The following is a 14,239-nucleotide window of genomic DNA, read 5'->3' on the forward strand; positions in this document are numbered from 1 at the left end:
GCGCCCAGAGGCTTCTGGAGGCCCAGCCCGTGTGTGGGGAGTCGGCGGGACGGGATCGAAGGCGGCACATGCTCCGTCAGGGCCCGGCAAACCGCCATTCTGTCCCCGGCTACCGGTACACTGGAGAGCAACCCGCCCACTGCGGAAAAGTCGAAATACTGAGCTGAATCAGAAGCGTGGCCGCTCCCATGGAGGAGTGGCCCGTGCTGTGCCAGAAAGGGCGCTTCGTGGCCGATTCCGGCAACTCCAACGAGTCCAATAAGCAGTCGTACGACGCCAGCGCGATCACCGTGCTGGAGGGTCTGGACGCGGTTCGTAAGCGACCGGGCATGTACATCGGCTCGACCGGCGAGCGCGGCCTGCACCACCTGGTGCAAGAGGTCGTGGACAACGCCGTGGACGAGGCCATGGCGGGCTACTGCGACACGATCGACGTGACGCTGCTCGCCGACGGCGGCGTCAGAGTGGTCGACAACGGCCGCGGCATCCCGGTGGGCATCCACCCGGTGGAGAAGAAGCCGGCCGTCGAGGTCGTGCTGACGGTGCTGCACGCGGGCGGCAAGTTCGGCGGCGGCGGTTACGCGGTCTCCGGCGGTCTGCACGGTGTGGGTGTGTCCGTGGTGAACGCGCTGTCGACGCGGCTGTCCGTCGAGATCAAGACGGACGGCTATCGCTGGACGCAGGACTACAAGCTGGGTGTGCCTACCGAGCCCCTGGCCAAGCACGAGGCCACGACGGAGACCGGCACCACGGTCACGTTCTGGGCCGACGGCGACATCTTCGAGACCACCGAGTACTCCTTCGAGACGCTGTCGCGGCGCTTCCAGGAGATGGCGTTCCTGAACAAGGGCCTGACCATCTCGCTGACGGACGAGCGCGAGGCGGCGAAGCAGACCTCGGGCGCGGACACGGCGGACGACGCCGACGACGACCAGGCCCGCTCGGTGACGTACTGCTACGAGGGCGGCATCGTCGACTTCGTGAAGCACCTGAACGCGCGCAAGGGCGAGCCGGTGCACCCCACGGTGATCGACTTCGAGACGTCGGACCCCGAGCGGCAGATGTCGGTCGAGATCGCCATGCAGTGGAACACGCAGTTCAGCGAGGGTGTCTACAGCTTCGCCAACGTCATCCACACGCATGAGGGCGGCACCCACGAAGAGGGCTTCCGCGCGGCGATGACGGGCCTGATCAACCGCTACGCGCGCGACAAGAAGCTGCTGCGCGAGAAGGACGACAACCTCACGGGTGAGGACATCCGCGAGGGGCTGACGGCGATCATCTCGATCAAGCTGGGCGAGCCGCAGTTCGAGGGCCAGACGAAGACCAAGCTTGGCAATACGGAGGCGAAGACCTTCGTCCAGAAGGTCACGCACGAGTATCTGACGGACTGGCTGGACCGTAACCCCAACGAGGCGTCGGACATCATCCGCAAGGCCATCCAGGCGGCCACGGCCCGCGTCGCGGCCCGCAAGGCGCGCGACCTGACCCGGCGCAAGGGCCTGCTGGAGTCGGCGTCGCTGCCGGGCAAGCTGAGCGACTGCCAGTCCAACGACCCGACGAAGTGCGAGATCTTCATCGTCGAGGGCGACTCGGCCGGCGGCTCCGCGAAGTCCGGGCGTAACCCGAAGTACCAGGCCATCCTCCCGATCCGCGGCAAGATCTTGAACGTGGAGAAGGCCCGGATCGACAAGGTGCTGCAGAACACCGAGGTCCAGGCGCTGATCTCGGCCTTCGGCACGGGCATTCACGAGGACTTCGACCTGGAGAAGCTCCGCTATCACAAGATCGTGCTGATGGCGGACGCGGACATCGACGGCCAGCACATCCAGACGCTGCTGCTGACCCTCCTCTTCCGCTTCATGCGGCCGCTGATCGAGGGCGGGCATGTCTATCTCGCCCAGCCGCCGCTGTACAAGATCAAGTGGACCCGGGACGAGTTCGAGTACGCGTACTCCGACCGCGAGCGCGACCAGCTGATCGAGCTGGGCCGGGCGGCGGGCAAGCGCATCAAGGACGACTCGGTGCAGCGCTTCAAGGGCCTCGGCGAGATGAATGCCGAGGAGCTCCGCATCACCACGATGGACTACGACCACCGGGTGCTGCGGCAGGTGACGCTGGACGACGCGGCAGCGGCCGACGACCTGTTCTCGATCCTGATGGGCGAGGACGTGGAGGCGCGCCGCAGCTTCATCCAGCGGAACGCCAAGGACGTCCGCTTCCTCGACATCTGAGTCGGCCGCTTCAGGCCATACGAGCCTTACGAACCAGACAAGGACTGAAGACCAGCGATGGCCGACGACAACACCCCCACCACCCCGGATCAGCCCGACGACGCGGAGACGAACTCCGCAGGCCTGCTCCGCATCAACGCCGTCTCCCTCGAGACGGAGATGCAGCGCAGCTATCTGGACTACGCGATGTCCGTCATCGTGTCCCGGGCGCTGCCGGACGTACGCGACGGCATGAAGCCGGTGCACCGGCGCGTGCTGTACGCGATGTACGAGGGCGGCTACCGCCCGGACCGCGGCTATTACAAGTGCGCCCGCGTCGTCGGCGACGTGATGGGCAACTACCACCCGCACGGCGACTCGGCGATCTATGACGCCCTGGTGCGGCTCGCCCAGCCGTGGTCGATGCGGATGCCGTTGGTCGACGGCAACGGCAACTTCGGCTCCCCGGGCAATGACCCGGCCGCGGCGATGCGCTACACCGAGTGCAAGATGGCGCCGCTGGCCATGGAGATGCTCCGCGACATCGACGAGGAGACCGTCGATTTCGGGGACAACTACGACGGCCGCTCCCAGGAGCCCACCGTCCTCCCGGCCCGCTTCCCGAACCTGCTGGTCAACGGCCAGCAGGGCATCGCGGTCGGCATGGCCACGAACATTCCGCCGCACAACCTCCGCGAGGTCGCGGCGGGCGTGCAGTGGTATCTGGAGAACCCGGAGGCCTCGAACGAGGACCTGCTGGAGGCGCTGCTGGCGCGCATCAAGGGCCCGGACTTCCCGACCGGCGCCCTGGTGGTGGGCCGCAAGGGCATCGAGGAGGCGTACCGCACGGGCCGCGGCTCGATCACGATGCGCGCGGTGGTCGAGGTCGAGGAGATCCAGGACCGGCAGTGCCTGGTCGTCACCGAGCTGCCGTACCAGGTGAACCCGGACAACCTGGCGCAGAAGATCGCCGATGGCGTGAAGGACGGCCGGCTGAGCGGCATCGCGGACGTACGGGACGAGACCTCGTCGCGTACGGGCCAGCGCCTGGTGATCGTGCTGCGCCGGGACGCGGTCGCGAAGGTCGTGCTGAACAACCTGTTCAAGCACACCGACCTGCAGACCAACTTCGGTGCGAACATGCTCGCCCTGGTCGACGGCGTGCCGCGCACCCTGTCGCTGGACGCGTTCATCCGCTTCTGGGTGTCGCACCAGGTCGACGTCATCATCCGCCGTACGACCTTCCGCCTCCGCAAGGCCGAGGAGCGGGCGCACATCCTGCGCGGCCTGCTGAAGGCCCTGGACGCGATCGACGAGGTCATCGCGCTGATCCGGGCGTCGGAGACCGTGGATGTCGCCCGCCGGGGCCTGATGGACCTGCTGGAGATCGACGAGATCCAGGCGAACGCGATCCTGGAGATGCAGCTGCGCCGGCTGGCGGCCCTGGAGCATCAGCGGATCACCGCGGAGCACGACGAGCTGCAGGCGAAGATCGACGAGTACAACGCGATCCTCGCCTCCCCCGAGCTGCAGCGGAAGATCATCTCCTCGGAGCTGGCCGCGATCGTCGAGAAGTACGGCGACGACCGCCGCTCGCAGCTGGTGCCCTTCGACGGCGACATGTCCATCGAGGACCTGATCGCCGAGGAGGACATCGTCGTCACGATCACCCGTGGCGGCTATGTGAAGCGTACGAAGACCGAGGACTACCGCTCGCAGAAGCGCGGCGGCAAGGGCGTCCGGGGCACGCGCCTGCGTGAGGACGACATCGTCGACCACTTCTTCGTCTCCACGACGCACCACTGGCTGCTGTTCTTCACGAACAAGGGCCGGGTCTACCGGGCGAAGGCGTACGAGCTCCCGGACGCGGGCCGGGACGCCCGCGGGCAGCACGTGGCGAATCTCCTCGCCTTCCAGCCGGACGAGCAGATCGCCGAGATCCTCGCCATCCGCGACTATGACGCCGCCCCGTACCTCGTCCTGGCGACGAAGTCGGGCCTGGTGAAGAAGACGTCGCTGAAGGACTACGACTCGCCGCGCTCCGGCGGCGTCATCGCGATCAATCTGCGCGAGATGCCCGACGGCCGGCCGGACGAGCTGATCGGCGCGGAGCTGGTCTCGGCGGAGGACGATCTGCTGCTTGTCAGCAAGAAGGCCCAATCCATCCGATTCACCACAACGGACGAAGCACTGCGCCCGATGGGCCGCGCGACCTCCGGTGTTAAGGGCATGAGCTTCCGCGAGGGTGACGAGCTCCTCTCGATGAATGTCGTCAAGCCCGGTACGTTCGTGTTCACCGCCACCGACGGCGGGTACGCGAAGCGCACAAACGTTGATGAATACCGTGTCCAGGGTCGCGGCGGCCTCGGGATCAAGGCGGCAAGGATCGTCGAGGACCGGGGTGAGCTGGTCGGCGCGCTGGTGGTGGAGGGCTCTGACGAGCTCCTCGCCATCACGCTCGGCGGCGGCGTGATCCGGACACGCGTCGACGAGGTCAGGGAGACGGGCCGTGACACCATGGGCGTCCAACTGATCAACCTGGGCAAGAAGGATGCCGTGGTCGGCATCGCACGGAACGCCGAGGCCGGGCGCGAAGCCGAAGAGGTCGAAGAGGCGGCGAACCAGGTGGGTGACCCCACCGGGGAGGCCACCGAGGCGGCGGATGGCGAGGGCGAGGCGCCCACGCCGGACGCCTAAGGCGTAAGGGAGTAAGACGTGAGTGGAGCCACCGGCGCCGGCAGAAGCCAGGCGGGGGCACAGCGGCCTTCGGGCGGAGCCCCGGCCGATTCCTCGCAGCCGCAGCAGGATGCCGGTGGCTCGGCCACGTCCAAGGGCCAGGGGGGCACCGTGACCGATACGCGCGAGCATGGGGCCGCGCAAGGCGGCGAGCAGGGGGGCTACGATTCGGCGCCCGCCTCGGCCGGCCCGTCGCCGGCCACGGACGGCCGGGGATCGCCGATGCCGCCGGCGCCGCCGCAGGGCGCGCCGCAGCCGGCCGCCCCGCATCATCCGCCGCAGGCGTACGCACCGCCTGGTGGCGGCTCCACAGGCGGCGGCGCTGCCGGTGCCGCCGCGGGCGCCGCTGCCACCACCACCGCCGTACGGACCCGTGGCAGCCGTCGCGCCGAGCAGGGCACGCGGCGGTCGCGCACCGGGGCCCGTACAGTGCCGCGGACCCGCAAGGCGCGGCTGCGGGTGGCGAAGGCCGACCCGTGGTCGGTGATGAAGGTCAGCTTCCTGCTGTCGATCGCGCTCGGGCTGTGCACGATCGTGGCGGTCGCGGTGCTGTGGATGGTGCTGGACGCGATGGGCGTCTTCTCCACCGTGGGCGCGACGCTTGCGGAGGCGACCGGCTCGGAGGGGTCGACCGGATTCGATCTGGAGTCGTTCCTGTCGCTGCCGCGGGTGCTGCTCTTCACGGCTGTGATCGCGGTCATCGATGTGGTGCTCGCCACTGCGCTCGCGACGCTCGGGGCGTTCATCTACAACCTGTCCGCCGGGTTCGTGGGTGGCGTCGAGGTGACTCTCGCCGAGGACGAGTAGCAGCTCGGAACCGATTTTGGGCATGGGGGCTTCGTGCGCTAATCTTCAGGGGTCAGCGAGCGGGTATAGCTCAGACGGTTAGAGCGCATCCCTGATAAGGATGAGGCCCCAGGTTCAAGTCCTGGTACCCGCACAGACACCCAGACCCCCGGTCCATCGAGGACCGGGGGTTTTTGGCTTCCGGCGCTGTGTATCATCGGGCCTCAGAGGTCCCAACGTCTATTGAAGGACGAGGTAGCGCAGTGAAGAAGCTGCTCCTGATCGCACTGGCCGCCGTGGGCGGGCTCCTCGTGTACCGCCAGGTCCAGGCGGACCGCGCCGAGCAGGATCTGTGGACGGAGGCGACCGACTCCGTGCCTTCCGGCTCCGGCGTCTGAGCGGATATCGCAACGAGGCAGCACTTTTGGACAGGGCCCCGGTCCCGCCTTGGCGGCGGCCGGGGCTTTGTCGTGCGCCCGCTGTTTCCGTACCGTGACGCAAACCCGCTGGAATTTGCTACTGCACACGCTCTAGTGTGCTGCGCATGACGACTCGAGGGGGACGGATCATGCGTACGCCACGCCGCCGAGGTGCGGCTGCCGCTCTGATCGCGGGGACGCTGCTGGGTTTGCTGGCGGGGCCGCTTCCGGCAGCCGGAGCCGCCGCACCCGCGGCCGACGAGCCGAAGGCCGACGGGAACAGCTCCATGGTGATGGTGCTGGACTCCTCCGGCTCGATGAAGGAGTCCGACGGCTCCGGCAGCACCCGCATCGCCTCGGCCCGCAAGGCCGTCGGCTCGGTGGTGGACAGCCTGCCGGACGCGTACCCGACGGGGCTGCGGGTCTACGGCGCCGACAAGCCGCAGGGCTGCACCGACACCCGGCTCGCCAAGCCGGTCGAGCCGCTCGACCGCGACGGCATCAAGCAGGCGGTAGCGGACGTAAAGCCCAAGGGCGACACCCCGATCGGCTATTCGCTGCAGCAGGCCGCCAAGGACCTTCCCGAGCCCAAGGCCGGTGCGCTGGGCCACCGTTCGATCGTGCTGATCTCCGACGGCGAGTCCAACTGCGCCCCCGACCCCTGCAAGGTCGCCGCGCAGCTCGGCAAGAAGGGCATCGACCTGCGCATCGACACCATCGGCTTCCAGGTGCGCGGCAAGGCCAAGCGGCAGCTGGAGTGCGTCGCCGAGCAGGGCCACGGCTCGTACTACGACGCCCCGGACGCGGCCGCGCTCGCCCGGCAGCTGGAGCGCGCGGGCCGGCTGTCCGCGGACGGCTACCGCTTCAAGGGCAAGCAGATCACCGGATCCGTGCAGGCGAAGGGTGCCACCGGCATCCAGCCCGGCCAGTACCTGGACTCGATCGGCCCGGGCGAGAAGAAGTACTACACCGCCCAGCTGGACGCTAAGACGGCCGCGGACTTCGCGGTGACGGCGGTGCCGCAGCCGGGCGTGAAGGTCGGGATGTCCGACGGCATCGACGTCGATCTGACCACCGCCGACGAGAACACCTTCCCGTGCGACGCCCCCAACGGCAGCGCCGACTTCCCCAGCCAGGAAGGCGCCATGCCGCTCACCGCGGCCGCCAGCCGCATCCCCACCGAGGACGGCGACGGCAGCTGCGACGAGGCCGGCACCTACCTGCTCACGGTCGAGCGGGAGACGGAGGCGGGCGCCAGTCAGGCCCGCTGGCCGTTCGAGCTGGTCTACGGCACCGAGGGCCCGCTGAAGAAGGGCCTCACTCCGGCCCAGTCCGAGACCGAGTACGGGGCGTACGGACCGGAGAGCGCCAAGCTGCCGACCGGCCAGCCGAAAACGGTCACCGGCGGTACGGGCTTCAACGACGCCAAGGCCCTCGCCTCCGGGGTGTGGAAGGACAAGCTGCTGCCTGGCCAGACCCGCTACTACAAGGTGCCGGTCGGCTGGGGCCAGCAGCTGCGCTACAAGGCCGAGTTCGCCAACGAGCCGACGGTCGACGAGGACGCCGGGTACGCCGACTCCAGCTTCGTGCGCACCGACGCCTTCTCGCCGCGCCGGGTGCCGGTCACCGACCCCGAGTTCACCGACCAGAGCACCTACAGCGCCGAACCGGCCGCCGTCGACTTCGGCACGGTCCCGGTCAGCTGGACCAACCGCTGGGAGGAACAGGACGCCGCCGTACAGCCGGTGCGGATGAAGGGCGACTACTACCTCGCCGTCTCCCTCGGCCCGAACGCCGCGCAGTTCGCCAAGAACACCGCCATCGGCGTCGTGCTGCGCGTCGAGGTCGCCGGCAAGGCCAAGGCGGGACCGCAGCACAATGCGCCCGCGCTGAGGGCACAGGACGCTAACGACGGGCAGACCCGCGCGGACAGCGGCGACTCGGATGGGTCAGGATTGTCCCTTCCGCTGATCGCGGGCATCGCGGGCGGCGTGGTGCTGGTGGCCGCGGCGGTGGTCTTCACCGTCGTACGGACCCGGCGCCCGGGCGGCGCAGGCAGCGGCGGCGGGAACGGCCTACCGACGAGGGGTGAGTGGTGATGGGCGGCAGGATCCGGGCGGCGGCTGCGGCGGGAGTCGCGACGGGCGCGCTGGGCGCGCTGCTGGCCGTGCCGCAGGCCGCGGCCCAGGGCGGGCAGGACCCGCAGCCGTACAAGGTCGATCCGGCGGCGAAGGCGGTGAAGGGTGCCGCCAGCAGTGCGGACGGGCCGCGGCTGGCGGCCGGGCAGGTCTACAAGGACTCGGTGAAGCCGGGTGACCAGAAGTACTACCAGGTGAAGCTGGACTCGAAGTCCACCGCCCACGTCTCGGCGACGGTCGCGCCGGAGCCCGGCGCCAAGGCCGGCGTCATGGACGGCTTCAGCATCGGGCTCACCTCCACCGGCGGCGACGAGTGCGACGAAGCGTCATCGAGGTTCGACAGCGAGGGCGCCCGGGTCATGAGCAGCGAGGCCGTCCGGCAGCTCGACGACATCGGAGACTGCAACGCCGCCGGCATCTACTACGTGGTGCTCAAGCGGACCAGCGCCGGCACCTCGGACCCGACCGCGTGGCCGGTCGAGCTGCAGTTCCGCAACGAACCCGCGCTGAAGAAGCCGATGCGGGACGACGCCCCCGACTACACGGACCTGGACGAGAAGAATCCCCCGGCGCCGCCCGGCGGCAAGGCCAAGGCCGTCAGCGGCGGTCTCGGCTTCGCCGACGCCGGCAGCATGAACGCCGGCGTGTGGCGGGACGAGGTCGTGCCGGGCGAGACCCGCTACTACCGGATGCCGGTGGACTGGGGGCAACAGCCGTACGCCGCCGTGGAGTTCGGCAGCGCAGGCAAGGGCGACGACATCACGGACCAGGCTTACGGCGGCGCCATGGTGCGGATGTACGGCCCCGGGCGCGCGCTGTTCGCCAGCGAGTCCGCGTGGTGGAACGGCTTCAAGCCGAAGGCGCTGACCGCCGTCGGGCCGCCGGTGAAGTACGAAAACCGCTTCGACGACGTCACCGACTACGCCCCGGCCTCGATCGCCGGCTGGTACTACGTCGCGGTGACCGTGCACCCGGACCTCGGCGATCAGCTCAAGAAGCCGGTCCCGGTGACGCTGCGGAACACCATCAAGGGCGCCGCCAAGCCCGCGCCCGCATACCGCGGCGACCTGACCGAGGCCGGCTTCGGCATCACCGACGAGGACCGGGAGGCCGCCGAGACCGGGAAGTCCGGCGACGCCGCCGCGGAGAGCGACAGCAAGATGACCATCGCGTACGTGGGGATCGGCGGGGCCGTCGTGCTGCTGGCCGGGCTCGGCGTGTGGATGCTTCTGGCCAGGCGGCGCCCGGCGGCGGCGCCCGCGCCCGTACAACAGCAGCAGGGCTTCGGGCAGCCGCAGAACTGGCAGTGACCGCGCACGTGACGCGACAGGAGGGGTGAAGGTGCACGGCAGGATCCGGGCGGCGGTTGCCGCGATGGGGGCGCTGGGGCTGCTGGCGGCGATGCCGGCGGCGGCCTCGGCGGCGGAGGGCGGCGGCGCCCAGCCGCAGCCGTACAAGAAGGACGACTCGGGGAAGGCCGTCCAGGGCGCGAGCAGCAGTGCGGACGGGCCGCGGCTGACCGCGGGGCAGACGTACGAGGATGAGCTGAAGCCGGGCGACGAGAAGTACTACACCGTCGAGCTGGGGGCGAAGACGACCGGCCATGTGTCGGGGTTCATCGCGCCGAAGCCGGGCCAGAAGACCAGCCCGGACGACAGCTTCCACATCACGCTGAGCAACACCGGCGGCGATGAGTGCGACACCAACGAGTTCTCGATGGTCGGCGAGTCCGGCTATGTCATCGGCGGTGAGGTGATGCGCACCGTCGAGGAGTACGGCGAGTGCAACGCCGCCGGCGTCTACAACGTGCTGGTGACGCGGGACAGCGACGGCACCTCCGACCCGACGGCCTGGCCGGTCGAGCTGAAGTTCATGGAGGAGCCGGGCCTCAAGGGCAAGTCGCCCAGCGAGGCCCCGGATTACTCGGACCTGGACGAGGAGGACGCGCCCACGCCGCCCTCCGGCGAGGCGAAGAAGGCCGACGGCGGGCTCGGCTTCGCCGACGCCACCGGGATGTCCGCCGGGGTGTGGCAGACCAAGGTCGTCCCCGGCGAGACCCGCTACTTCCGGATGCCGTTGGACTGGGGGCAGCAGCCCTTCATCACCGCCGAGTTCGGCGGCTCCGGCGGCAGCGACACCTGGGAGACGGTCACCGACGGGGCCGGGGTGCGGCTGTACGGGCCGCAGCGCGGGTTCGTCTTTAGCAACTGGGACTCGTACAGCGGCGCCGAGCCCGCCGCGGCCACGGCCGTCGCGCCGCCCGTGCGCTACGAGAACCGCTATGACGACATCGGCGACTTCAACTCCGCTTCGGTGGCGGGCTGGTACTACGTCGCCGTCACCCTCGACGCGGCCGTCGGCAAGAACGTGAAGAAGCCGGTCACGGTCACGCTGCGGAACACCATCAAGGGCCAGCCCAAGTCCGCCCCGACGTATAGCGGCGACCTGGCGAAGGCGGGCTTCGGGATCACCGAAGCCGACCGGGAGGCGGCGGAGAAGGGCCAGTCCGAGGCGGCGGCCGAGGAGAGCGACAGCAAGAAGACGATCGCGTACGTGGGGATCGGCGCCGGAGTGGTGCTGCTGGGCGCGCTGGGCGTGTGGATGCTGCTGGCCAGGCAGCGGCCGGCGGCGGCGCCCGTACCACCCGTACAGCAGCCGCAGCACTGGCAGTGACCTGGACGACACGTTGAAGGGCCCGGCGGGAGCTTCCCGCCGGGCCCTTCAACGTTCACGCCCGATGTTTCACGTGGAACATGCGCCGGACAGCGGTCCCTACGCCGTCAGCAGCGCCCACAGGCCGACCGCCAGGCAGGCCACCGCCACCAGGACCACCGGCAGCACCACGGCCTTCGGCGGGCCGCTGCGGGCGCCGCCAGGGGCCGAGCGCTGCTTCGGGACGGCAGGAGGCGTCGTGGGCTGCTGAGCGGCCACTCCGGGCTGCTGAGCGGGCGCCTGCTGCGGATAGCCGTATCCCTGCGGGGCCTGCGCCGGCTGTGCTGCCTGCCCGGACTGCGGCGCCTGGCCAGGATGCGGGGCGCCCGCCGTGTACTGCCGCGTCAGCTGCTCCGGCTGCTGCGCCAGCGGCGCCGTCTGTGACTGCGCACCCGCGGGGGCGGGAGTCGGCGAAGGCGTCGGCGGCGTGTGCGGCCCGGTCTCCGGGTACGCCAGCGGCGGCGGCGCCTGCGTGGCCGGCTGGCCGGGCGGAGCCAGCGGGAAGCTGCCCGTCGGCGATGCCAACGGCGGCGCGGCCGGTGCGGCGGCAGCACCGCCGGCGCCGTTAGCGCCCCCCTGCTGCTGCGGTCCCTCCGGGCCGAAGCCCGCCGGCAGCGGCCCCAGCTGGTCGAAGACCTCCACCGGCTCCTCGTCCGGCGCCGTCTCCGGCAGCACCTCGGCCGCCGCGGCGAGGGCCTTGCGGGTGCCGTTGGCGGTACGGAACCGGGCCTGCGGGTCCGGCTGCAGCAGGCTCGCGATCACCTGCCACAGCGGCTCCGCGACGCCCTGCGGCGCCTCCGGCACGCCGCCCGCCAGGAACCGCTCCACCAGCGCCTGTGAGTCCGGCTTCTGCCCGGTGAGCAGGTACAGCGCCACCAGGCCGACCGCGAAGAGGTCCGCCGGGAAGTCCGGCTCGGCGCCCAGCATCTGCTCGGGCGCGAAGTAACCGGGCGTCCCCACCACGAAGTTGGTGTCCGTCAGCCGCGGCTCGCCCTTGCGCATCGAGATGCCGAAGTCCGACAGCCGCAGGTGCGGACGCCCGGTACCGGTGGCCTCCAGGAGGATGTTCGCCGGCTTGATGTCGCGGTGCACCACGCCCTCGGCGTGCACGGCGGCGAGCCCGGCCAGCAGCTGGTCGAGCAGCGTGCACACGAACCGCGGCGGCAGCGGCCCGTAATCGCCGATCACATGGGCAAGGGAGCCGCCGCGGATCAGGTCCATGGTGAACAGGACCTTGTCGTCGTCCGCCGCCCAGCTGGCGGGCGCCAGGACATGCGGGTGCTCGATCCGCAGCGCCTGCTCCCGTACGAACCGCAGCAGCGTGTGCGCGTCGGACTGCTGCAGCACCTTTGCCGCGACATACCGCCGGCGCCGGTGATCCCAGGAGCGCCAGACGGCGCCCACGCCTCCGCGGCCGATCGGATCGATCAGCTCGTACCTGCCGGCGAAGATCTCACCCATGGCGCTCGCGCCGCCCCCTGCTCTTATCCCTTACGGAGTTCAGTTCTGGTGCTGCTCGTAGTGAGTCACCGCGTCGGCGGTGCGCCCGGCGCCGTACACCCGGAGGAACTCTGCCAGCTCCGGGTGTGTCGGTGCGAGCTGGTCCGCCGCATCCATGATGTCGCCGGCCGCGGAAACGGAGCGCAGCAGGGACTGGATTTCGCGTACGACCCGCCGCACGGTAGTCGCTCCGCTGCTATGAGTCGACTGGGTCGTGTTGAGGACGGCGCCGCCTGAGGTCTTGCGGATCTCGTCCATGCGGGCCGCGGCTTCGGCGGCGGAGACCCCGCCGACGTTCACCTCGGCGGCCAGCTCCTGCAGCGACTGCACCCGCTGCACCACCGCCGGGTTGCCGATCTTTGCCCGCTGCCCGCTCATGAGCTGCGACAGCATGGGTGCGGAGATGCCGAGGACGGCCGCGAGCCGGGCCTGATTGAGGCCGAGCTCATCGATCAGCCGGCGGAAGAGGACCCCGAGCGGCTCCCCGTACCAGCCGCGCTGCATTTCCTGCGCCCTCTCACTGGCATCCTTCCGTGCTGCATCCATCACCTACGGCCTCCCCTGGTGCCACCACTTCGCGCTAGCGAACCTGAGGTGCATCCTACGGAGGCGGGTGGTCTCGGCGGGAGTCTCTGAACGTCGCCATACGACAAAGGGCGACGTGGTCGCTGTGAACCACGTCGCCCTTGTCCGGTGTGGAGCCTAGGAGAGTCGAACTCCTGACATCCGCCATGCAAAGACGGCGCTCTACCAACTGAGCTAAGGCCCCGGGGGTCTCAGACAGGGTACCTGAGACCGAGAGGGGGCCTGCGACTCAGTTCTCCTCGCCCCGCTCGTAATACGCGCGGCCGGTGTCCGTCGGATTGCCCGCCTCGGATTCCGCCTCGGCCTGCTTGGCCTGCACCTCCGGGTCGAGCTCGGAGGACTCCGCCATGTCGACCCGCGCCTCGCGGTTCATGTACTCGGTGTCGTCGTGGACCTCGGTCGCCTCCGGCGGCTCCACCAGCCAGTCCGGGTTCATCTGCCGGTCCCACCACTTGTACGCGGCGTAGCCCGCGCCGGCCACCGCCGCCGCGCCTGCCGCGCCCTTCGCGGTCTTGCCCGCGACCTCGGCGCGGTGCCGCTTCTTCGCGATCCTGCGTACGTCCTCGGCGGAAACCTCGCCGCGCAGCCCCGCGACGGCAGCCCTCGAGCGGCCCACCGCCTCGCGGCTGAGCGGCCCTGCCACCGCCTTCGTGGCGGCCGCGGCCGCGGTGACCTTCGGTACGGCCCGTACCGCCGCACGCCGGGTCTTCAGCGCGGCCATAGCGGCCCGCCGGTCGACCTCCTCCGGCAGGGCGGAACGGATCTTCCTGGCGTTCTTGGTGACATGCGGTCCGACATGCGTGTCGTACCGGTGCTTTGCGTCGTGGGCCATGTCGGCGACCCGGGGTCCGTAGCGCTCCTTCGCATGGTGCGCCAGGTCCGCGCAGGTCTCTGCGGTGTGCTTCACGGACTCCTTCGCCGTGCCGGTGGCCGTGCGCACGCTGTCTATGCGCTTCACGGGATCATGCCTCCTCGGGGCATTCGGCTGACTAGATGCGGGGCCCACGGCGGTCTTGCCCAGTCTTGCGCCCCGGAATGGTGCAGTTATCGCGTTTCCACCCGTTTACAGATCATGCCTCCCGCTGCACAGGTCGGCATGTCGTGCGCGGGCATCCGTGCGATGTGGGTCCGTGAGGGCCGGGCAGTTGTC

General features: G+C 70.0%; 10 protein-coding genes and 2 tRNA genes. 8 read left to right on the forward strand and 4 right to left on the reverse strand.

Annotated elements, in window-relative coordinates:
- The first annotated feature begins 203 nt into the window (after positions 1-203).
- From gyrB to ACNNMR_RS23020, 8 genes are all read left to right on the forward strand, one after another.
- Positions 204-2,234: a DNA topoisomerase (ATP-hydrolyzing) subunit B gene (gene gyrB / locus ACNNMR_RS22985; protein WP_420000445.1), complete on the forward strand. Its 2,031-nt coding sequence runs from the start codon at positions 204-206 to the stop codon at positions 2,232-2,234.
- A 57-nt stretch (positions 2,235-2,291) separates the two neighbouring features.
- Entirely contained in the window at positions 2,292-4,910 is a 2,619-nt protein-coding gene (gene gyrA / locus ACNNMR_RS22990; RefSeq protein ID WP_419996557.1) for a DNA gyrase subunit A, read from the forward strand.
- A gap of 150 nt (positions 4,911-5,060) precedes the next feature.
- Positions 5,061-5,756 (forward strand): DUF3566 domain-containing protein, encoded by a 696-nt coding sequence (locus ACNNMR_RS22995; protein ID WP_419996558.1) that lies wholly within the window; start codon positions 5,061-5,063, stop codon positions 5,754-5,756.
- A 59-nt stretch (positions 5,757-5,815) separates the two neighbouring features.
- Positions 5,816-5,889, forward strand: a tRNA-Ile gene (locus ACNNMR_RS23000).
- Between the two features lie 109 nt (positions 5,890-5,998).
- Positions 5,999-6,133, forward strand: a complete 135-nt coding sequence (locus tag ACNNMR_RS23005; protein ID WP_338118057.1) for a DLW-39 family protein — start codon at positions 5,999-6,001, stop codon at positions 6,131-6,133.
- Positions 6,134-6,279: 146 nt separating this feature from the next.
- Positions 6,280-8,253 (forward strand): vWA domain-containing protein, encoded by a 1,974-nt coding sequence (locus ACNNMR_RS23010; RefSeq protein WP_419996559.1) that lies wholly within the window; start codon positions 6,280-6,282, stop codon positions 8,251-8,253.
- Positions 8,253-9,602 carry a hypothetical protein gene (locus tag ACNNMR_RS23015; RefSeq protein WP_419996560.1) on the forward strand — a complete coding sequence of 450 codons (1,350 nt, stop codon included), beginning with the start codon at positions 8,253-8,255 and terminating at the stop codon, positions 9,600-9,602. Before ACNNMR_RS23010 ends, ACNNMR_RS23015 begins: the two co-directional genes overlap by 1 nt.
- Before the next feature lie 31 nt (positions 9,603-9,633).
- Positions 9,634-10,965 carry a hypothetical protein gene (locus ACNNMR_RS23020; RefSeq protein ID WP_419996561.1) on the forward strand — a complete coding sequence of 444 codons (1,332 nt, stop codon included), beginning with the start codon at positions 9,634-9,636 and terminating at the stop codon, positions 10,963-10,965.
- A 99-nt stretch (positions 10,966-11,064) separates the two neighbouring features.
- Here the strand turns inward: ACNNMR_RS23020 and ACNNMR_RS23025 are convergent, their stop codons facing one another.
- The 4 genes from ACNNMR_RS23025 to ACNNMR_RS23040 all read right to left on the reverse strand — a co-directional run bounded on the left by ACNNMR_RS23025 (position 11,065) and on the right by ACNNMR_RS23040 (position 14,047).
- Positions 11,065-12,465: a protein kinase domain-containing protein gene (locus ACNNMR_RS23025; protein ID WP_419996562.1), complete on the reverse strand. Its 1,401-nt coding sequence runs from the start codon at positions 12,463-12,465 to the stop codon at positions 11,065-11,067.
- Positions 12,466-12,504: 39 nt separating this feature from the next.
- The gene (locus ACNNMR_RS23030; protein WP_419996563.1) at positions 12,505-13,050 is read right to left on the reverse strand and encodes a DNA-binding protein; all 546 of its coding nucleotides are present in this window, start codon (positions 13,048-13,050) and stop codon (positions 12,505-12,507) included.
- A 150-nt stretch (positions 13,051-13,200) separates the two neighbouring features.
- Positions 13,201-13,273: transfer RNA gene (locus tag ACNNMR_RS23035), tRNA-Ala, on the reverse strand.
- A gap of 45 nt (positions 13,274-13,318) precedes the next feature.
- Positions 13,319-14,047: a DUF5324 family protein gene (locus ACNNMR_RS23040; RefSeq protein WP_419996564.1), complete on the reverse strand. Its 729-nt coding sequence runs from the start codon at positions 14,045-14,047 to the stop codon at positions 13,319-13,321.
- Positions 14,048-14,239: the final 192 nt, after the last annotated feature.

This window comes from Streptomyces boninensis, from assembly GCF_048572725.1.
Lineage (GTDB): Bacteria > Actinomycetota > Actinomycetes > Streptomycetales > Streptomycetaceae > Streptomyces > Streptomyces boninensis.

Coding starts and splice junctions, on each gene's coding strand:
- gyrA (WP_419996557.1), top strand. CDS start 2,292: ATGGCCGACGACAACACCCCCACCACCCCGGATCAGCCCGACGACGCG.
- ACNNMR_RS23010 (WP_419996559.1), top strand. CDS start 6,280: ATGACGACTCGAGGGGGACGGATCATGCGTACGCCACGCCGCCGAGGT.
- ACNNMR_RS23015 (WP_419996560.1), top strand. CDS start 8,253: ATGGGCGGCAGGATCCGGGCGGCGGCTGCGGCGGGAGTCGCGACGGGC.
- ACNNMR_RS23025 (WP_419996562.1), bottom strand. CDS start 12,465: ATGGGTGAGATCTTCGCCGGCAGGTACGAGCTGATCGATCCGATCGGC.
- ACNNMR_RS23030 (WP_419996563.1), bottom strand. CDS start 13,050: ATGGATGCAGCACGGAAGGATGCCAGTGAGAGGGCGCAGGAAATGCAG.